The organism is Candidatus Uabimicrobium helgolandensis (assembly GCF_041508025.1).
GTDB lineage: Bacteria > Planctomycetota > Uabimicrobiia > Uabimicrobiales > Uabimicrobiaceae > Uabimicrobium > Uabimicrobium helgolandensis.
Window position 1 is genome coordinate 8,332,903 of the sequence record NZ_CP165719.1, and the last position, 21,260, is coordinate 8,354,162.

A 21,260-nucleotide genomic window follows, 5' to 3' on the forward strand; every position below is an offset into this window, starting at 1 on the left:
AGGCTTTTATGTATTACTTAGTTATTAATTATTCAATAGCAGTTAGAGCTTGTTTCGCTGCTTCGCTAAATTTAGGATTCGGGTCGATAGCCATTTCTCTTAATACAGGAATCGCAGATTTTGCGTCTTGTTTTAAGATTTCCAAAATACGAATAGCCGCAACCACATCAATACTTCCATAACGATTTCGAATAACTTGTTTTAAGTATTGAACTGTGTAACTCGCATCAATCTCACGTAAATTTTTAATGATAAACATTTGATTTTGCGGTTGGTTTTCAAGCATAGCAATTAATGAGTTAATTGCTTTTTCTTTCAAGCCAACTCTTGCAACAATTACCCAAGCAAGTACTTTGTGATCGTTAGTAAAGTTCTTACTTTTCAAAATAAGCTTACATGGTTTTAACACATACCTACGCTCTCTAGGAGTTGCAATGTGAGCTATTGTTTGCAAGGTAGTAGTTCGCATTGCTGTTGATGATTTTCTCAACAATTTAACTAAGCTACCTGTTGCTGTACTAGCATTTGCGCCCATTTTTCCTAGAGTTTCAATAGCAATCATCTGTAGTTGTTGTTTAGATGATCCTGTATATCGCAAAATAGCAGAAACAGCAGGCTTGCCTACCTTAACCAAAACTTCCGAAGCTTTGACTCTCACTTCTTCTGATTCATCATCAAGCCTTTGCGCTACTTTATTAACAAGAGAAACGTTTTTAATACCTATATTACTTAATACAGATACTGCAACTAAACGAATTTCCTCATCTTCATCTTCTAACCACTTTACTATGAGGTTTAGATCACCAGAGCCTTCGCTTTCCAACACCAATTTTTGAGCTAATTTACGAATTTCAGCATTGTCAGAACTTTGTAAAGTTTTAAGCGCAGAGAGAGCAGCTGACTTTTCTCCTTCGACATTTTCTATTTCTTCTAACGCCGCGAGAACAGTATCCTCATCATCACTACTAAAAAACTTACTTAGATAAATCATTGCATCAGCATCATCTAAGTCTAATTTTTCCTGAACTTCGTATACTGTTGGTATTGCAGATTCAATTAGATGATCATTCTCATTTGCAATATCAAACAAATAATCTAAACCATTCAAAACGCCAACGGTATAAAGCGCTGCATCTTGTTTATCTAGTTCACTTGGCTCTTCATCACCTTCGTCGTCTTCATCATCATCGCCATAGTCTTCATCATCTTCTTCGTCGTCGCCTTCGTCATCGTCGCCTTCGTCATCGTCGCCTTCGTCATCGTCACCTTCGTCATCGTCGCCTTCGTCATCGTCGCCTTCGTCATCGTCGCCTTCGTCATCGTCGCCTTCGTCATCGTCGCCTTCGTCGTCTTCATCATCATCGCCGTAATCTTCGTCATCATCGCCTTCGTCGTCGCCTTCATCATCATCGCCATAATCTTCGTCATCGTCACCTTCGTCGTCGTCGCCTTCATCATCATCGCTGTAATCTTCGTCATCGTCACCTTCGTCGTCGTCGCCTTCATCATCATCGCTGTAATCTTCGTCATCGTCACCTTCGTCATCATCGCCATAAGGATCAGCAGCTTCTTTTTGCAATATCGGAAGTAATTTCGCAGTGATTTGCTCTTTTCTATCAGGAAAATTTGCTAGGATACGAATTGCAGCAGCCGAAAGTGCAAAGTTTTCACTATCAATAAGCGACATACACATTGAATACATCTTTTCATGACTTATATCAAATGCACTACTCACTTCTAGAATAGTTTTTTGTATCTCTATATCGCGATCTAATCCAGAAACTAATAATTCTGCATCTTCTGGTGTGGCGCTATAATCACCGCTTTCCAAGTCTAATATCTCAATAATACTTTGACGTGCTTCTGCATTTTCACCCAATAAAAAAGGTAAAAGATGAGGCACAATACCTTCTGCATCATCATTTTTGTATTTTGTTAATATTGACAAAGCTGTAACTTTTGCTTGGTTGTTATCGTTAACAATTCCAACCAAAGATTCCACAAAACTTCTTTTGATGTTGTTGTCAAAGTCTTTACCAATTACTGAGTTTTCGTATATTCGTTTTGCAAGACTTGAGATCTTATTATCACCATGTCTTAACGCTTTATCTAAAACAATAGCAGCTCCGCTAGAAATACGATCTCTACCTAGTAAAAAACTATTCGCAACAGCTAATTGATCTAACTCAGTTCCCTGTTGCCAGCGAGAAATAAAGATGCGAGTTGCAGGTTCAATATTTTCATCCCAGCGTTCATGGAAATGCAAATACCAACTTGCAGCAACAATTTTAGTTTGCGCATCATAAGAATTCATTAGTTCTAGCATGCGTTTTTTAAGTTGCGGCCTAACTTTATTTGGCTCCAAATCTTCATCACTTGCTTGTACCCGAATAAGCTGTAAAGCGCTCCATCTACTACTTTGAGCATCTTGACTGTTCATCAATATATCAACGAGAAGAGGAACCACATCATCCTTAATTGCGAGGTAAGCTTGTGGATGATTACTCGATAGCTCGCGTAAAGCTTTTATTCGTAGTTCTGTGTCTTTCTGGCTTTTATCTGCAACTAATTTTTGAAAAACGGATGCAGCAGCACTTTTTTCGATATGAATTACCGCAGCAAATGCCGCATCGCGAACAGTAATTTTTTCATCGTATAAAGCTTTTTCTAACGCTTTTGCGGCTGGAGTAGCATCGATTTTCATTTTTGCTAAAGCATAGCCAGAATCACGCCTTACGTATTCATCCTCATTTTCTAGCGCTATAACCAAAGGAGCAACTTCACGTAGGATGCTTAGAACTTTAACAGCACTACGACGTACCAATTCTTCCTTACTGTTTAGCTCCTCGATAATATTGTCTTTAAGTTTTAAAGATGCTTCGCGAGGAAGAACCTTTAAGTTCTCTAGAGCTGCTGTTTTTAGTTCAGCATCATCACTTTTCAAGGCAATAGTTATAAGAGATAAAAAATCATCGTTGTTCAGAGAACCATGAGAAGCGATAGAGTTTAAAGCTGCTATTTTCTCATCTTGATATTTAGTGTCGAGTAAGAATTTCAAAGCATCAATCGTTTTTTGTTGTGGATTGATCTTACTTTTAATTTGCTCACGTACAAGTTTATTTAAATGAGAGAGGTAAACATCATTAAAAAATAACTCACTTTGGTAGGATTTACCTTCGAAACGAACCTGTAAATTCTCTAATTCTTGTTTTGCTTGCATAACTTCTGGTAGAGAGTTTAAATTTAATTGCACACAACGGCGCCAAAAAACAGCAGCTTCATCATGTTTCTTTGCAATAGCTTTTATTACACCTAGATAGTAATAGCAAAGTGTGTGCTGCTTTTCTGAAACACCAATATTCCAGCTTTGTGCTTCATCTAAAAGTTGATCAGCACTTATTTTCCCAGCAATATAATTGAGAATTTGCTGCCCATATGCCTCGCGAATATCTGTATAGTTTGTAATAACTTTTTGGATATTTTCTTGCGCGGCAGCAGTTTCTTTTCCATGCAAACATGCTGTTGCTTTTGCAAGTAAGGCCATTCTTCTTTCATTTACAGGAGTATTACTATCATCGAGAATTTTATCGAGCACTACTTTTGCATCAGTAAACTGTCCACGTAAACTATAAAGATTTGCCATACCAAGTAAGGCACTGTATTTTGCTTTTCCACTATACAAATCGTTATCGTATACTTCTTTGAATAGTTTAGTTGCTGCTTCATAATTTTTTTCCCCTTGCCTTACAAGTGCATGGGCAAGAGCATTGGCAAACGCAGGATATAAAGTAGTAAATGATTCTGGTTTACCTTCTATAACTGGTTGCAGCTGAGTAATAAAAGCAGTAAAGTCTTTGTTGGAAGCCGAATAAAGACTTTTCAAAAGGGTTTGAACATATGTAAACTTGTATTCGAGATCAAAACCAAGTTCTTGGGTTGCCAAAGCAAAATATTCTGGCGCTTGCGGTGTGAATAAATGTAGCGAAGCGTTATACAGTTGTATATCAAACAACATTCTACGTGTATCTAGAGTTTTACGTTTACGCAATTCTTCAAGAGCACGCTCAATATCATTTTGTAAAAAAAACAGTCTTCCGCGAATCGCGTATGCTTCTCCTGATTTTTGCAACAATTCTTTTTGATATTGTTGCTTAAATGCCGCGTTTTTGTCTAATTTACGTAGATATATAAATGCGTCATCAACATCTTTTTCTGCTTGTTGATAACTAAAAACTCTTTCGTTGAGTTCTGCTAGTTTTAAATAGTTTTCTGAGGATTTTAGCATTGCCTGATCGTGATTTGCATCTTTTTGCAAAACACGTACATACAATTGCTGGCGCCCAATGGGATCTTGGAGGAATGTTTGCGATTCCGCCTTTTCCATGAGCTCCTTTATTTCGACCTTGATAATTTCGTCGATAAAGTATTGTATTCCCCATATAAAAGCGAAACTCCATAGAGCGACACAGGTTAACGACAAAGCGTTATTATACCAAGGATTTTTGGCCACCGTTTTTCCTGTTTGCTCATCAGCATTAATACCCGAGAGTTGATTTAAACATTCTTGCGCTTGAATACGAGATTCAGAATCATCCATTTGATGAACGTTTTCGGCATATGGTCTTACTAAACCAAGAACGCGCATAACTTCAGATAGCTTTTCTCGAACCTCTTCTATTTTACTTGGATTACCTACAATAACTAGATTCTCTAAATCAAATAAAGTTTCTTTTGAGCTAACATCTTTTATCTTGCGACCTGTATGGTAGTAAATCCAAGTACGACGATAACTTTCAACGCCAGCTTTGATAAGAAGCGAAATTACCGCAATATCGAGCAGTAAACGCGTCACAAACGTTGCACCTAGAAAAAGGTATCCACTAACTTCTAAGTTTGCAATATTTACAGCGTCAAGTAAATCGAGGAAAAGTTGCGTACGAATAAAGTTTTGAATTCCCAAAAACAAGAAATCAGAGCGATCAGGAACTAATATAGCTGCTTCGGGAGAAAACAAAAATGCCCAACGAAATATTTCAACCATGCTTACATAATAAAGAGGTATCATCAAGAAAACTACACTTTTTTGATAATCCATGTCCTCTGATTTTCGCCGAGCAACGATTGTGTATATTATATAAAGCACTACAGCAATAGCACAAACAAGTCCCATGATATTATCTTGCCCTAAGAGAAAAATCAAAAATGGGATTGCACCAAAAAATAAAAAAATTTGTAAAATAAAAGTAAAAAATTTAGAGATAAATCCTTTTGAAGTTTTGTACCCTGAACGCCAAAAATGTTGAAAAGTAATGGTGCGAAACATAGGAATTAATATTTCGCCAAACAAAAAGTTATCAACAAAGTAAAAAACAGCTTTTACTGGATTTACTCCACGATGTACAATATAACCTTTCTCACATTTGGGGCAAATTGATTTTCCCCAAGAGCGAAAATGCTGTGGAAGTTTGTACACAAAGAATGCATACAAAGAAAAAACCGCAAATCCAATAAATAGAGCTAAAGCTTCTTTTATCCATGGAGTGGATAATGAAATATTTTGTTTTAACGCTTCAAGGTCACCCGATAATTTCCAGCCAACAAAAACTAAGCCACCAATAACTGCCGAAAATAAAGTGCAGATAAATAAGGTAGCTAGTTTATATTTGCTTGGGTAAACCCGCCAGTCGTTACAAGAGCATTTTTTATGCATTTCCATAAGTGTTTGTAACAAGAATTTTCTTGTCGTCTCCTATACATAAAGTTATGGATAATAAGTGACGAGGATAAGTGATTTTTTAAGATGCGTAATTATTCTCTTTCGCAACCATTATTTGAGGCATTTAAATAATGACGCGTCCTAATAAAACACATAACAATAATTGATAATATCAATACACAGCACTATATCATATTATAGAAACATTTCGCTAATGAAATGGAAATAATATGTATTTACTAATGATATTTAGGTGTGTTCAAATAAACTATCGTTGCGTGTACACGAGGTCTTAATAGTTTTCACTACTAGAAAATTTATCAAAAGTAAGATCGAAAGTGTTTAATACACTAGTGTGTTGTGGTGGTATTCGCAATATTTCAATCTGTAGCGTTAATTATAGTGTATAATTTTGAGCTTTGCAAAACTTACTCATAAAGAAGAATAAAACATTGGTAAACAAAATTTTTATTTCAGCGGTTATACCTACTTATAATCGATCTCAAAGCATAAATAATTGTTTAAGTCATTCTAAACTATCCACAACCGCTTTTCGAAGTAAAGAGCTTGTAGAAATTATGCCCTCTTTCCTTCTACACAATCACGTAAATAGTCTCAATCCTTCTACAATCTTTAACAAATAAGTTTTGTAACCTTTTGTTTCATTAATTTAAACAGTACATTCTACTATGTAAGAAAATTCATGCGAAATTTCACATTAGCGAATATTAAGCCGATTGGACATAACACATGTATATAAATTCGCAGTATAAATCTATTAACTTGATTCTTTGTTTTTTTGCAGGGGCAATTATTCCTATACTAATATGGATAATGATACCTAACAACTTGGAAGATATTGCACCCGAAGAACATCATACAACATTCAAAGGACGCAGTACAAAAACCGATACTTCAGATAATGGACAAAGTAATCGAAAAACGGCCTCTTTGTCAAAAACATATTTTACTGAATCTGTAGAAGCGTATAACAATGGTAACTGGTATACTGCCTGGCAAAAAATAGAAAAGGCATACGAACTAGACCAAGAAAACCCTCATTATTTATTTCATCGAGCTCGTATGCTACATTCTGGTAGAGGCGTAGTACAGAACACTGTTCTAGCGCAATCTATTGCAAAAGTACAGTATAATACTTTGCGCGCTCGTGGAGATGACTTTAGTGTATTTGCTGTTGCAGTAATGAACTATTGGGGACTTGGTACTGTAAAAAATCTCAACTTAGCAAAAGAATTGTTTGAAAGACTATCCCTCCAAAAATATTCTCCAGCACTCACAAGCCTTGGATCAATGTATGCTTCTGGGCAAGGAACACCTGTTAACTTTCAATTAGCTGTAAATTACTACCGCGAAGCTGCTAACAATAATAGTGGTCTTGCAATGGCAAATTTGGCTCAGTACTTTATAACTTCCCAAAGTCCTTTGTTCAATTTGCAAAAAGGACTAGCTTTATACCGCAGAGCGGCAAATTTAGGTAATTTGCAAGCTATTCGTTTATTTGGCCGTCTAAACATGTTTGGACAACTAATACCAAAAAATTCACAAAAAGCGCGTATGTGGCTAGAAAAAGGAATTGAATTATCTGATCCTCATTGTATGTATTTATTTGCTAATTTTTGGATCGCACGTAATGACTTCCTGAAGGCAAAAGAATGGTTGGAGAAAGGTGCTCAACAACATAACCCTTCTGCAATGTACACACTGGGAAATTTATATCTTTACGGACAAGGGGTAATCACAAACTACCAACAGGCGCGCAAATGGTTTTCAAATGCTGCAAATCACAACTTTGTACAAGGATGGACAGCACTTGGCCGAATGCATTTTTATGGACAAGGAGTTTTAAAAAACTATAGCACGGCGTACAAATGGTTTGAGAAAGCAGCTAACTACCGCGACGCTCAAGCAATCGAATTCCTGATAGAGATGTACAGTACAGGTTTAGGAGTGGAAAAAAATGAAGGTAAAGTACGGCAGCTACGACAATTACTAAGTAAGTAATCCTGTTATTAAATATTGACAACGCTCAGAAAATATGATAATCTTTCACCAAATCAAAACTAATTTTTTAATTTGTATTGGCACACAATGAAAAAAGCACACGGAAATATCAAAATTATTCTAAAAAACAAAAAAGCATTTCATAACTACAATATTCTTGATAGATTTGAAGTGGGAATTGCACTTGTAGGTACTGAAATCAAGTCTATTCGCAATTCAAAAGTAAATGTAGGCGACGCTTTTTGTAAAATAGATAAAAATGATGAGATTAGCTTATTCAATATGAATATTTCGACATATGAAAAAGGCGGATATTCAAATCATGATCCATTGCGGCCAAGAAAACTGTTAATGCATAAGCGCGAAATCAGACGCCTTAAAGCTAAACTACAGCAACGAGGTTTTACTCTTGTTCCCATCAGTGTTTATTTAAAAAACGGCCGAGCAAAAATAGAACTAGGTCTTGGAAAAGGGAAAGACGCTGCTGATAAAAGAGAAACTCTCAAAAAACGCGATGCACAACGTGAAATTAAGAAATTTGACTATTGATTATATAACAGCTAGTCCAATGCGGGGGCGAATATGGTATCGACTGGGCAAAGTGCTGATGATAGTTGCGTTTCGAGGGTCCAGGCGGCCTCGTAAAACACCTGGAAAAAATTTAAGTGCAGAAAATAACGCACCACTAAGAATGGCTGCTTAATTGCAAGCCTGGCTCCTGTGTCCTTTCTTACATGATACAGTCGTAGCTTAAAACAATTAGTAAGATAATTTTGTTATTTACGCCTGAGAATAACAAAGTGAAACCTTTGATGGCTAGCATATATTAAGTTTGTCTGTTTACGACATATATGCGAAACTTTTAAACAGAATATAAACGTAGACGCTGTTATCAAACTGTCGCAGGACGTGGGTTCAAGTCCCACCGCCTCCACCACTTTCAACAAAGAGCAAGATAATCACTATCTTGCTCTTCCTCTAAAAAACAACCAAACGTACTTGTACGTTTCAATCTATTCACTTCAAGGAAAAATTATGGCTAGAGTATTACTAAAACGCCTTGGATCTTCCATTGAGAAATTCACCTCCACACAAGTCTTTAGCGAAAACAAAGAGCACATGGCAAATTTAGAAAAAGACTATGATGCTAAAAGACAAGAAGTATTTTCTGGCTGGGGAGAAAAATATGTCGAGCGTATACACAAAAAAGAAAAGCTCACGGCATGGGAGCGAATTGAACAACTAAAAGATCCAGACACAAAGGTGTTTCCAATAGGTACTTTTGTAAATTACGGCTACGATTTCGACGGACGCACTTCTCCAGGAGCAGGTGTTATTACTGCCTTTGTAAAAATCACAGGCAAGTATGTCGTCGTTATTGCTAATGATAACACTGTTGCTTCAGGTGCATGGTGGCCGCAAACACCAGAAAAAATACAACGTGCACAAAAAATAGCACTAAAATTAAGAATACCTGTCGTTTACTTGGTTGATTGTAGTGGACTCTATCTTCCTGAACAATCAAAGTCGTTTCCTGGCTTCACTGGAGCTGGTCATATTTTCAAAATGAACAGTTTACTAAGTAGTCACCAGGTTCCTCAAGTCACAGGTGTTTTTGGCGATTGTATTGCTGGTGGTGGATATATGCCAATCATCAGCGATATTGTATATATGACAGAACAGGCATACATGGTAATTGCTGGCGCTGCGCTGATCAAGGGTGCAAAAAGCCAAAAGATAACATCTCTTGGTATAGGTGGGCCTGACATTCATGTTCACATATCAAACTGCGCTGACTATCGCTGCCCTAACGATGAAACCGTTTTAAAGAATATTCGTAATGAAATTGAGAAACTCCCCTCCTCTGCAGCCGATTACTACCGATATGGTGGAGAAGCCGCAGATCCTCTTTTTCCTGCAAAAGAATTACAAGGATTATTCCCTAAAGATTACCGAATTTCTTATGATGTCCGACAAGTTATTGCGCGTTTGGTTGACTCTAGTTTGTTTTGGGAAATAATGCCAAATGTAGGTACAGAAATGATTTGTGGTATAGGAAAAATTAACGGACTATACATGGGTATTATTGCAAACAATATTGATTTAACAGATCATCCTCAAACAGGAAACAAAAGGCCAGGTAGCATTCTCTACCAACAAGGTATTGCTAAAATATCTACCTTTTCAAGAGCTTGTAACTCTGATGGAATTCCGATCATATGGTTACAAGATATTTCTGGATTTGATATAGGCGCTGAAGCAGAAAAACAAGGACTTCTCGGTTACGGCTCGAACTTACTTTACACAAATTCAAATAATCAAGTTCCAATGATTACTATTTTACTACGTAAAGCATCGGGTGCTGGTTACTATGCTCTAGCAGGCGCACCTTTTGATCCAGTGTTACAACTTTCGACACCTATCACTCGTCTTTCAGTAATGGATGGTAAAACATTAGCAATCGCGACTTACAATACACGTTTAGACGATAATTTTGAAATTGCAACTTCCGATCCAGAAGAACGGGCAAAGATCGAAAAAGGTATGGCAGATGTAGAATCCCGCATCCAAAAAGACATGGACCCAATCATATCCGCTCGTCAAATGGACACAGATGAAATTGTATATATGCACGAATTAAGAGAGTACCTGGAAACAATTAGCGAAATGTGCTACCAAACAACAGGATATCGCACAGTAAAGAATCCACGTATTTGGTCTATCCACGATATAAATGCATTACAAGGTTAGGAAAATATGGAAACTGTAATATGCGAAGCTACTGAAAATGGCTTCATTGTAAAATCTCCTCTTGTCGGTGTTTATTCTAAGGCTCCACAAAATGGGGCTCTGATTAATAATAAAACTTGTTGTGGTATTATCACTATATTAGGTAAACAATTCCTTTTAGAGCTTCCTGTGAAAGTTCAAGGGGTTGTTAAATTTGACAACTGCGAAGAATCAAAAAATGTCGAATACTTGCAAGAGTTATTTCGTATTGAAAAAATTGAGAGCCTAGTGTCTGATGGCGAAACAAGTAGTGATATACAACAAGACAAGCAACACGAAAGAGTTGTAGTAGCACCTACCGATGGTATGTTCTATAGACGTCCAACACCTGATGAGCCGGCCTACGCAGAGATAGGAGATCAAGTAAAAAAAGGACAAGTATTAGGACTTGTAGAAGTGATGAAAACTTTTAACCAAATTCTCTATTCTGGCGATTCATTGCCTGAAACAGGTAAAATAAAAGATATACTTGTAGAAGATGGTGGAGAAGTTAAAAATAAACAAGTATTATTTGTAATAGAGTAGGAACTTTTTTGTTCCTAATTTGTCTAAATAAACCATTCGAATACAAACCTTCGAATTAATATTACAAAAATACCCGACAAAATAGGACATGTAGAAAAAAATAGTATATCATTTTGCTAGATCATTCATAAACGTCGTTATTTCTCATTTACAGAAATAGATTTTATACACCTAAAATGCCTAACTATGTTGTTTTTTTCTACGCCTAAATTCTCGTATATAGGATTTTTTTATGAAAAAATTTTTAATTGTTTTGGTAATGTTTTGTTATACTGCGATTTTTGCTAATGTTTTAGAAAAAGCGAAAATTCTAGAAGCTGTGCCTAACGATGCTTGGGTTGCGGTAGTTGCAAATAACGTAAATGATCTTACACTTCGCTTGGGAAAAGAAGATATTCTTGGCAAATATAGTGAGATGTATGATCAAGTCGTAAATCAAGTTACTAGCATGACAGGAGCAAACTTACTTTCTCCTGAAGGTTTACTTGAAAAAGGCATTGATGTTAGCAAGCCTTGTGGTTTCGTACTTTTTGATGGTGTAAAAGAATATTTTGCTTTTACTGCTACGCTTAGTGACAGCGAGACTTTTCGTAATTTTGTTATCGAAATGTCTGAAAAACAAAACGTTGCACTAGAGATAGAAAAAATTGGCGACGCTAGCATTATTTATCCTAAAAAAGATCAATTCGACGCAGCAGTTATTTTGCGTGGCGACCAACTAATCTTTTTCATTGCAGATCACTACCGTTATCGTACATCTGCTTTGGATTTTGTCCGTGGTCTTACAGCTGTAAAAGTCGAAGATTCCCTAGCAAAAGATAGTGTTTTCCAAGAAAGCACTGCTAGCTTAAACTTCGGTAAGGACCTTGGCGCTTACATTAACATTCAAGTTATGCTAAAACACGGTCCTCTAGGTCGCAACGAACAACTTATTGAACAAATGTCGGGTAATCCTGCTTTGGCTATTGGTGCAGAAGTGCATAACAGTTCTCTGCAGTTCAAAAGTTTTTTCCACATGAGTGAACGCGCCGTACTAGGTACTTACCTACAAAGTAGCCATGTTCCACACCTTCTATTTGCTTTAACAGACTCACCACTTGTGTACTTGAGTTATGCTCTAGACATTCCGTCTTTAGTTGAATCTCTAAGCTCTTTTGCACCTCCTGGACAGATGGAACAAGTCGATGCTGAATTCCAAGGAATGTTGCAAATGTCTTTCTCTGAATTGGTTTCTCTCTTCAATGGAGAATTAGGTTTTGCAGTTACAGGACAAATGAATACCGAAAATCTAACCCCACAAGCACTACAACAACTAGATGCTAGTATTGCTATCGGTATTACTAATCAACAAAAAGTGCAAGATTTGTTAACTAAAGTAGTTGAAATGCAAATGATTCCTATGCCAGTAGAAAACAACAATGGTGTATTTCAAATACAAGTTCCAGAATGGAAGACAGTTACTATAACAGTAACAGAAAATCACATTGTAATTTCAAGTAGTAAAAGTGTGGTGGAGAACCTAAAAAGTGGGGCGAATAACCAAGTTGCAAATCAGTTAGTACAATTGACAAGTCCAATGGCTGTCTTTAGTATGGATATGCGCAGCTTGGGCTATTTTATACTAATGCAATCAATGCATGGTAAAGAAGCTGTAGGCTCTTCAAAGATAGGTAAAAGCTCATCAACAATAACCTCTTCATACGATGAAAACGTACCATTCTCAGAGAAATACCTAGCTAAGAAAGCTGAAATTGACGCTCTTTCGGTTGCTGAAGAAAAAGCTCTACAGGCTTTAGAAGAAAAGCGCGACGAAGCACTAGAAGCTTTAGCAAATGAAGAAGAGAAACAAAGAGAAAAAAATCAACATCAGATTCAAAACCTTGTTATGCAAATTATCAATCGCCTAGGAAATTTGACAATAACATCGCAAAAAACTAGCAAAGGAATTGTCACAAGCGGTGGTCTTTTTATGAGAGCTGGTTCCAAACAATTTGTTATACAATTAGTAGATGGTGTTGCTGAAATGAACTCTCTCGATCAACTTCGTAGACAACAAAGAAGATCATATTGGCAAAAGAGAAATGAGATTGATGACAATTTCAATCAAAACCATGAAGCAACAAGAAAAGAGTTTAACGCAAAAGAAAATGCATTGAGAGCAGAATTATCAGAAATAAGACAACGCGATATCGATGCTCACAACAACAAGCAAAAAGAAGATAAATAGTATCATTTCATAAATTTTAAAATAAAAGCCCAACCTTATACAGGTTGGGCTTTTTTTGTAAGTATACCACTCGTGGCTAGGGCCTGTCATCATTCAAAGTATTGTCTATTTTTTCGAGCCCGAGCCCGCTTGCGAGCCCGATCTCGTCTAGCAATTTAAGTCTTACGTTTTTACTTGAGCTTTGACCAAACGAGTAAGCATTGCTACAACTCGCAAAAGAAGTTCTCGTCCGTTGGCCAGAAGATTTTGTTTTACTAGTTTTAAACATCGACAGATATCAATAATAGAAGCACATTCAGTAGCAGATCGGCGAGCAATTCTATAAAAACGAGCTTTCTCGCCTTCTGCTATATTTAAAGAAATCGACAAAGCAGCACGCTGGAGTTGATTAGAAAGGTGAGAGTGGCCTTTTGGTAAATACTCTACAATTTTATGCGCAAGGATAAGAAATTGGAGAGCTACTTGGTAAACATCAAGACGTTCATGATCGAAACGATTCATTATAACCTCATTTATAAGATTTCGGAAGCGGGCTAGGGCTCGGAAACGGGCTCAAAACGTTCGGTCGTATAATAACACGAGGCAACGACATCTTTAGCGAAGATCAATTGAAAAAAGTATTGCTATGGATATAATCTCTTAAAAAGGAGATTGTTAATGAGGTATTGTGTCCTGAGAGATGATCAATGGAAAAAATTAAAACCGTTATTATTAGGAAAAAAGACAGATCCAGGTAGGACAGTAAAAAATAACAGATTATTTATAGATGCTATATTATACAGATATAGAGTAGGTATTCCCTGGCGCGACTTACCCGAATCCGCATAACACATGTGCAATTCAAGTTGTAATTTCATTTCAAAATGAATAAACAGCAAAAATTCTTGTCGATAGTTATATCAACATAGTTTTATGTTTAACAAGGTGTAATTTAAGGAATTTTGTTTTGAAATACATATTTTTTTTAGTACTTTTTCATACTATGTTATTTTCACAAGTAATTGAAAGTAAAACTGTCCTATTTGAAATTGTCAAATTTCGCAATTCGCAAAAAATAGTACCTGATAAAATCACTCTAAACAATCGTACTATTCAACCTTCAAATAAAGTAATTATCTCACCTGGCAAGTATAGAATGATTATCACAAAAAAAGGTTTCGCGACAATTGATAAACAGATAACTATTCCTGTAAGTAAAACATCATACAAATTAACAGAAACAATGATCGAAAATGGGATAAATGGCTTTCATGTTATTCGTGGAGATTTTGATGGAGAAATGCCAGTTGAGCATTTTTATGTAGATGGAAAACCTTGGGACAATAGAAAAAACATTCCAACAGGAACCCACTTCATATCCATTAGAAAAGAAGGTTACACTAGTATTGAGCGCAAAATAAAAGTATTACCCAATGATAATTACTTTTTCTTATTCGAAGAAATGATTAGTAAATCACGTCAAATTGAATTCAACTTTCTTAACACATATACAAGAAAAAAAATTTATCCACAACAAATATACCTTAACGGACTAAAACACAAAAACACCCAAAGATATAAACCTGATACTTACACACTAGTTGTTAAACATCCTGGTTATCACAATTTCAGAAAACAACTTATTGTGAAGCCTCAAGAAAAAGCACTTTCTTTTCATACAGAACTCCAAACCACTCCTCGGAAAATAATGTATACATTTCTAGATAGCCGCTCTTTAAAAAAAATAAATCCAGATGTGTTAACTATAAACAACAAACACTTTTCTCACGAAAAATATTATCAGCCAGGAAAATACAAAATTGTTGTTGAAAAACGCGGCTATGAAACCAAAAAAATAGATATCAATATAAGGCCTAGTGAAAAAGATTATTGGATAGAGGATAATCTTTGCAAGGCTAACTTACGAACTATCGAATTATATATCTCTGGTGATTTTCCCAAAGGAGAACGTGTATCCTGTGAGGTAACAACACTAAACAACAAAAAAATAGGTAAAAAGAAATTTGCTCCTGGAGAGTACGAACTTTACATAAGCCAACCTGGTTATATTCCTTTGCGCAAAAAAATATTGATTGAGCCAGGCAATGGGCCTTTTGAAATAGAGGAAAAGTTAGTAACAACAAAGCGCAAGATCGAAATAAAAATAAGTTATTATATCGATCCGCCAACAACACTTTTTGCGCATAAAATAACAGTAGCTCCGTTAAGTAATCCATCGCAAAAGCGCGAGGTATGGAGTGGAGATATGATAAAACCAGATTCTTATCTTCTTGAAATTACCCAAGATGGGTATCAGAAAATTGAAATAAAACAGCATGTGTGGCCTGATTCTCGTCCATACGTGATAGACCAAAAACTCTATCCGAAAAGTATCCCTATTTCGTTTACTTTAAAGCATGACGTTCCGCCACACAAAGATAGCTGGTTTCCTTACCAAGTTTCTATTATAAATAAGAAAACTAGAGTTCTCGGAATTGATATTTACAGACAAACCATTCGTCCTGGTTTATATGAAATGAGAGTACATCAAAAGGGATATTTCTCACAAACTCATGAATTCAAAGTGGTTCCAGGGCAAAAAATGGTTCTCCTTTCTGCGCATCTCAAGGCATGTAAGCGTAAGATTACTTTTGCTATGAAAGACAAAGATCAGAAAACCACCAATATTTCGCAACTAATAAATCTAAAAACGAGGAAGTTTATTTCCGACAAAGATGCGTTCCAACCAGGGCAAAAATTATCTCTTTGCGCTAAATTTGCGAACTATAAGACGATCTATTGTAAAATAAAAATCTATCCTGGAGTAGAACCACAGTCTCTACCTGCAGAATTAGTACGCTTACAATCACTTTTATTTTCTGTGGCAGAAAATAATTTTGTTTTTGATAACATTAAGTACAAATATAAATTTCTTGTTGATGGTAAAGAAATAGAATCACACCACTTACACGTAAAAAAACAACAAAAATATAACTATACCATGATGGTAAGTATAAACGCTGAAAAGTTACGCTTTTACCAAGGATATTTTTTCACAGAAAAACCTATTTCGACATTACACTATCGTTTGGTATTACCACATATGGATAGAATTTCTATTCCGCGCTTAATCGAACACCTCAAATTGATTGAGCAAAGCGACCCAAATCAAAAAACAAAACGCATTGACGTATTAACAAAGTTAGTTTCTAGATCTACATATCGCAACATGCTAAAAAAATGCTCAAAAGATAATATTCAAGTATTGGAAGAATATGTACAAAGTATAGTTAATAGCAAAAAAGTGCTTAAACGTTTACAAGAAATTCACCGAAATTAACAACTTGATAAAAGTAACTAAAATCAATCGCTCAACTATCTAGAGCGATAAAATAACGGGCTAGATCCTTTTAGACAGGGCACTTACTTTGCTCCTAAATTCCACTCTACAAAGTCTCTACCTACAGTTATTAATTTCTTAGAATCTTTCAATGTTTAACCCCTGCATTGCATTGTAATAATGAAGTAAGTAATTTACGATATTGTATTCCAAATATCGTTGAGAATGTTTTTTGATGTTTTGCGTGTTTTTATGAGATTATAAACATATTCATTCACTGGTGTTGCTACATTATATTTTCTACCTCTACGAATCACTTCTCCGCAAATGGCGTCTATTTCAGTTAGCGAATTCCGCTGGTAATCGCAACACATTGATGAATAGTTTTCCGATGTTTTTTGAACGACACTGTTAATGTGCTGTTTAATGTTCATAGCAAAAGAAATATGTAACCCTTGAGCTTTTGCTACATTGTAAGTTTCATAAGCTAATGTATGCATTATTTTTTGTGCAAGAGAATCTTCAATGAGGTAGCCATTTTTTTTTTGTAATATGGCAGTAAGAGGATTGATTGCTGAATTGATAATTAGCTTTTCCCACAGTGTGTTTTCAATATTATCTGTTATCTTAACATCAAAGCCGCTTTTTCTAAAATTATTAGCGACAATTTCTATTTGTTTGTATATTTCAGGCGTATTCCCAAGTAAAATACTACCATCACCTGAGTTTTCAACTATTCCAAGAGAAGTAATTCTAGCTGCTTGTGTTGTTGTTCCTACACATAAATATTCTTGTGCAATATGTTCGCGCAAAGTTTTCCAATTTCCAATACCATTTTGTAGTGTAACTACCATATTATTTTGATGTAGATATTTAGCTTGTTTGGCTGCACGCTCCGTCTGGTAAGTTTTTACTAAAATTAAGATCATGTCAACATGGGGAATATTACTGATATTGTTTGTGGCAAAAACTTGGTGATGCGATGTTGTTGTTTTCTTTGTCAAATAAAGCCCCTTGCTCTGTATAGCTTTAATTTGGGGCACCCAAGTACCGAGAAGATGCACCTCGGCAATATTTGACAAGCGAGCAGCAAAAAAACAAGCCATTGCTCCTGTACCAATGATTGCTATTTTCATTAGCTTTATCTTTAATGAAAATAAGTATGGGGTAGTTTTTGCTTAAGAAATTCAATAGATTCTTTGGTGATAGGATTTTCTTGTAAAGATATCTCTTCTAGCTGACAAAGTTTGTCAAGTACTGGTGGTAGCTCACTCAAATCATTATTATATAAAGAAAGTTCTTTTAAATTGAGTAACTCACTAATACGAAGAGGAATACTTCCCAGCTTGTTATAACTTAATAATAGGTTTTCTAAATTTTTGCAATCGCCAATACTCGAAGGAATTTCCTTCAGCTTATTTTTGCGTAGATCGAACATTTTCAAATTTGTAAGCGCATTTATTTCATTCGGTATAGATGACAAATAATTACCACTAATATCAAATTCTTCCAAGGAACAACACCCACTAATTTTATGTGATACTGTAGTTATATGATTATTCCATATGTGAAGTTTTTTCAATTGTGGCCAATAAAGCCCATCGGGAATTTCGCAAATATGATTTTCACTTAAATCCAAGGTTATGAGCTGAGGCAATTTTCTTAAACTATTTGGAATAATCGGTAATTTATTACAACTTGCAATTAAACTTGAGAGAGTACTTACTTGTTCCCAGCTACTGTGGATTTCTTGCAAATTATTATGCGAAATCCACAAGGTCGTTAGTGAACAGCTACTCGTTAGTTCTGGAAGAGATTCAATTTTATTATAACTGAGATAAAGACGCTCAAGATTTGGCAATTGAAAAACCTCACAGGGAAAATCTTGAAAACAGTTACCAGTAAGCCATAAAATTTTTAAATTTTGTAAATCTTCAATTGTTGGTGAAAGATGTATTAACTCATTACTACTAAGGTCAAGCTCAACAAGTTTTGATAATCTATTCAGATCATCAGGTATACGATCGAGTTCTTGATGGCTCAAATCTAAAGTAAATACATTATCAGGCTCTTTAAGCGCCTTATCAAGACAAGAGTATATTTTTGAACTTGCCATAGTTATCTCCCATCTGTCTTCCATTTAAATCTTGGCATACGGTTAGGTGCAATAACTTTCTTCTCGCGAATATAGTCACTAAGAACATCGCATAACAAAAAACTAGTATCCACTTTTTTGTTTAGAGTTTTAAAAATAGAAAAACCATCCCCACCTTGTGCAATGAATGAGTTTACGGCAAGAGTGTATTTCTTGTGAAGCTCTATTTTTTTGTCTGCAACAAATATATCTTGTGCTTTTCCATTTTCAATGCGAAAGCGTATACCTGAAACTTCAAAAAATCTTCCAGTACTAGGATCAAAATCGGCCATCATTTGTAATATATCGACAACATCTTGTCCTGTTAAAGTATAAATATAAAGAGAGTTGGCAAAAGGAAGGATTCGTTTAATATCTCGGTAGGTAATATTTCCACGCAACAAATCAGCGCGTATTCCTCCTACATTATGTAGAGAAATATCAGTTCGCGTACGCTGACGTAATGCATCTGCAATAAGATTTCCAAGTGAAGATGATCTTGGAGAACGCCTTCTACCTCGTTTAAAACTTTTTCGAGCAGTTCCAATAGGTTCATCTAATAATTTATCTACTTTTTGGCGGTATGGTTGGAATATTTTTTCAACTTCTTCATCTAACTCAAATTTTTTCTTAGAAGGATAAACCGCAACTTTATCACTAATTCTACTCATAAGAGGCATTTTTAAATTTATACCAATATTACGATGCCGCCATTTTACTAATTTCTTTCCACTAAAAGATAAATTGAATTTTCCCATAACAAGCCCATACGATCCCGCTTCTGCAATTAGTGTTTTTCCTACTTGTATTGGTTCGGGAGTGATGATATGAGAATGCCCACCGATAACCAAATCAATACCAGGAAACTGCTTACATAAATGAATGACTTCATGCAAAGAGATATGGAAAACACCGATTAGAAAATCAACTTTAGGGCGTAATTCTGATATTATTTTTGGAATAACATCTTCGTGTTTTAGAAATACTAAACGCGGATCATTACCATAAGTACTTACGATGGGAGTATCATCTGTCGTCATGCCAAAAATACCAATTTTAACATTGCCCTTTTTTACAATAATGTAAGGACGAAACAGCAGTTCTCCCGTATCTTTATATACTACATTTGCAGAAAGATAAGGAAATTTTGCTATTTTTTCTTGTTGTCTGAGCTCCTCTAGATGTAAATCAAACTCATGATTTCCAACAGCCATGGCATCATATTTCATTTTATTCATAATACGAATAGCTGGTTCTCCCTTTAACATATCAGAAAAAGGGTCTCCTGTATTTAAATCTCCCGCATCAAGAAGAAGCAAATGCTGATTCTTTTCTGCGATTTGTTTACGAATTTTTTTCACATATGTCATTCGTGGCGATATTCCTCCTACGCTTTCTTGATTAGCGATATCGAAGGGAAGAACATGTCCGTGACAATCGTTGGTGTGTAATATAGTAATCTCGGTGTTTTTATCTTGTGCAAAAGTCACTGTAAGCACAAAGCATAGCAATATAAAAATTCGCTGCATAATTCTTCTTTCTATTGATAATTTATCTTTGTAGGAATATTATAAATATTATAACACTATTTTGCGTACGGTTCCCATATAAATTTATTACGAATAACCGAATCTATATCGAGATTTTTCGGAACAAAAACGCTCGTTCCATTTAGAAATAATAAATTAACTCCACCGTGTCTTGTCAAATTAATATCCTTATACGGTTGATGTATTCGCGTATCAGTATGATGATTGAGCGGTGGCTCTGTTGTTCCATCTACAAGAAGAACTGTACGCGATTTCTGCTTTATATACCAAGTATTTGGCCAATACCATTTATTGTTTTTTCCATCTTTTTCATGTAGACTTTTGCGCTCGCGATTACAAAGTGCGCCATTCATTTTTATGCTATGTTCGTTTTGCATTTCTTTATTTTTATAACCTTGCCAAGCAGCGCACTGTTTCACTTCACTTAAATTACGTACAGTCAAATATGGATCAAGAACATCAAACCAACAATGATTTCGACCTAAGTCACTATCACGATCAGAATGAGGCAAAATGCCGTCATAATCTAAAGCGTACATTAAAAACCCTTTACTCAGTGTCTGCATATTTAAACGGCAAGAAATAGTAAGAGCTTGTTTATGTATTTGGCGAACACTAGAGTAAATAATAGAAACTAGCACAGAGAAAACAAACAGAACAACGAGTAATTCACTCAAGGTAAATCCACTCTTTTTCTTAGTATAATTCATTATGATCTCCACGATAAAAGAATGCAATTTTGTTTCGCAAGTCTCAACTTCAATTACCATTATAATAGCGAAAGCGACAAATTTAAGTAACTCGCTAAAAGTATTTATCTATTAGCATTTGCGTTTTTAATTTCTGCTTTTGTCAGGCCACTTAGAAGACGAGTTGCCGCTATTAGCGTTTGCGTTTTTCACCTTTCTCTGTTACAATCAAAAAAATATGGATCTGATAAAAATAACGCAATTTCGATTCCACAATCTTCGTTCATC

12 protein-coding genes, 1 other RNA gene and 1 pseudogene are annotated in these 21,260 nt (G+C 35.5%); 8 read left to right on the forward strand and 6 right to left on the reverse strand.

All coding sequences use genetic code 11. From position 1 onward, the window contains the following. Positions 1-28: 28 nt before the first annotated feature. Positions 29-5,731, reverse strand: coding sequence for a hypothetical protein (locus UABHE_RS30725; RefSeq protein ID WP_372367234.1), 5,703 nt, complete (start codon positions 5,729-5,731; stop codon positions 29-31). 735 nt (positions 5,732-6,466) lie between these two features. Here UABHE_RS30725 and UABHE_RS30730 point away from each other — a divergent pair. The 6 genes from UABHE_RS30730 (at position 6,467) to UABHE_RS30755 (ending at position 13,280) form a co-directional block, all read left to right on the forward strand. Next, positions 6,467-7,738 carry a tetratricopeptide repeat protein gene (locus UABHE_RS30730; protein WP_372367235.1) on the forward strand — a complete coding sequence of 424 codons (1,272 nt, stop codon included), beginning with the start codon at positions 6,467-6,469 and terminating at the stop codon, positions 7,736-7,738. A gap of 87 nt (positions 7,739-7,825) precedes the next feature. Then, positions 7,826-8,287: an SsrA-binding protein SmpB gene (gene smpB, locus UABHE_RS30735; protein WP_372367236.1), complete on the forward strand. Its 462-nt coding sequence runs from the start codon at positions 7,826-7,828 to the stop codon at positions 8,285-8,287. 23 nt (positions 8,288-8,310) lie between these two features. Continuing rightward, positions 8,311-8,675, forward strand: a transfer-messenger RNA (tmRNA) gene (ssrA, locus tag UABHE_RS30740). Positions 8,676-8,773: 98 nt separating this feature from the next. After that, positions 8,774-10,489 carry an acyl-CoA carboxylase subunit beta gene (locus tag UABHE_RS30745; protein ID WP_372367237.1) on the forward strand — a complete coding sequence of 572 codons (1,716 nt, stop codon included), beginning with the start codon at positions 8,774-8,776 and terminating at the stop codon, positions 10,487-10,489. Between the two features lie 6 nt (positions 10,490-10,495). After that, positions 10,496-11,053, forward strand: coding sequence for an acetyl-CoA carboxylase biotin carboxyl carrier protein subunit (locus UABHE_RS30750; RefSeq protein WP_372367238.1), 558 nt, complete (start codon positions 10,496-10,498; stop codon positions 11,051-11,053). 232 nt (positions 11,054-11,285) lie between these two features. Beyond that, positions 11,286-13,280 carry a hypothetical protein gene (locus UABHE_RS30755; protein WP_372367239.1) on the forward strand — a complete coding sequence of 665 codons (1,995 nt, stop codon included), beginning with the start codon at positions 11,286-11,288 and terminating at the stop codon, positions 13,278-13,280. Positions 13,281-13,442: 162 nt separating this feature from the next. Here the strand turns inward: UABHE_RS30755 and UABHE_RS30760 are convergent, their stop codons facing one another. Next, entirely contained in the window at positions 13,443-13,781 is a 339-nt protein-coding gene (locus UABHE_RS30760; RefSeq protein ID WP_372367241.1) for a four helix bundle protein, read from the reverse strand. A gap of 156 nt (positions 13,782-13,937) precedes the next feature. Between UABHE_RS30760 and UABHE_RS30765 the strand changes: the two are divergent. Further along, positions 13,938-14,099: pseudogene (locus UABHE_RS30765) on the forward strand (transposase); the annotation flags it as partial. 127 nt (positions 14,100-14,226) lie between these two features. Continuing rightward, on the forward strand, positions 14,227-16,599 hold the full coding sequence (locus UABHE_RS30770) for a hypothetical protein (protein WP_372367243.1): 2,373 nt from the start codon (positions 14,227-14,229) through the stop codon (positions 16,597-16,599). A gap of 194 nt (positions 16,600-16,793) precedes the next feature. Here UABHE_RS30770 and UABHE_RS30775 read toward each other — a convergent pair whose 3' ends face one another. Genes UABHE_RS30775 through UABHE_RS30790 form a run of 4 tightly spaced genes read right to left on the reverse strand, consistent with a single transcriptional unit; the run spans position 16,794 to position 20,993 of the window. Continuing rightward, positions 16,794-17,735 carry a ketopantoate reductase family protein gene (locus UABHE_RS30775; protein WP_372367244.1) on the reverse strand — a complete coding sequence of 314 codons (942 nt, stop codon included), beginning with the start codon at positions 17,733-17,735 and terminating at the stop codon, positions 16,794-16,796. Positions 17,736-17,746: 11 nt separating this feature from the next. Beyond that, positions 17,747-18,715, reverse strand: coding sequence for a leucine-rich repeat domain-containing protein (locus UABHE_RS30780; RefSeq protein ID WP_372367245.1), 969 nt, complete (start codon positions 18,713-18,715; stop codon positions 17,747-17,749). A 2-nt stretch (positions 18,716-18,717) separates the two neighbouring features. Beyond that, positions 18,718-20,262: a bifunctional UDP-sugar hydrolase/5'-nucleotidase gene (locus UABHE_RS30785; protein WP_372367246.1), complete on the reverse strand. Its 1,545-nt coding sequence runs from the start codon at positions 20,260-20,262 to the stop codon at positions 18,718-18,720. A 56-nt stretch (positions 20,263-20,318) separates the two neighbouring features. Then, positions 20,319-20,993: a prepilin-type N-terminal cleavage/methylation domain-containing protein gene (locus UABHE_RS30790; RefSeq protein WP_372367247.1), complete on the reverse strand. Its 675-nt coding sequence runs from the start codon at positions 20,991-20,993 to the stop codon at positions 20,319-20,321. Positions 20,994-21,260 lie beyond the last annotated feature (267 nt).

Excerpts from the sequence above, each read along its gene's own strand:
- UABHE_RS30785 (WP_372367246.1), bottom strand. The coding sequence starts at position 20,262 with ATGCAGCGAATTTTTATATTGCTATGCTTTGTGCTTACAGTGACTTTT.
- UABHE_RS30790 (WP_372367247.1), bottom strand. The coding sequence starts at position 20,993 with ATGAATTATACTAAGAAAAAGAGTGGATTTACCTTGAGTGAATTACTC.
- UABHE_RS30775 (WP_372367244.1), bottom strand. The coding sequence starts at position 17,735 with ATGAAAATAGCAATCATTGGTACAGGAGCAATGGCTTGTTTTTTTGCT.
- UABHE_RS30745 (WP_372367237.1), top strand. The coding sequence starts at position 8,774 with ATGGCTAGAGTATTACTAAAACGCCTTGGATCTTCCATTGAGAAATTC.
- UABHE_RS30760 (WP_372367241.1), bottom strand. The coding sequence starts at position 13,781 with ATGAATCGTTTCGATCATGAACGTCTTGATGTTTACCAAGTAGCTCTC.
- UABHE_RS30755 (WP_372367239.1), top strand. The coding sequence starts at position 11,286 with ATGAAAAAATTTTTAATTGTTTTGGTAATGTTTTGTTATACTGCGATT.
- UABHE_RS30780 (WP_372367245.1), bottom strand. The coding sequence starts at position 18,715 with ATGGCAAGTTCAAAAATATACTCTTGTCTTGATAAGGCGCTTAAAGAG.
- UABHE_RS30730 (WP_372367235.1), top strand. The coding sequence starts at position 6,467 with ATGTATATAAATTCGCAGTATAAATCTATTAACTTGATTCTTTGTTTT.
- UABHE_RS30750 (WP_372367238.1), top strand. The coding sequence starts at position 10,496 with ATGGAAACTGTAATATGCGAAGCTACTGAAAATGGCTTCATTGTAAAA.
- smpB (WP_372367236.1), top strand. The coding sequence starts at position 7,826 with ATGAAAAAAGCACACGGAAATATCAAAATTATTCTAAAAAACAAAAAA.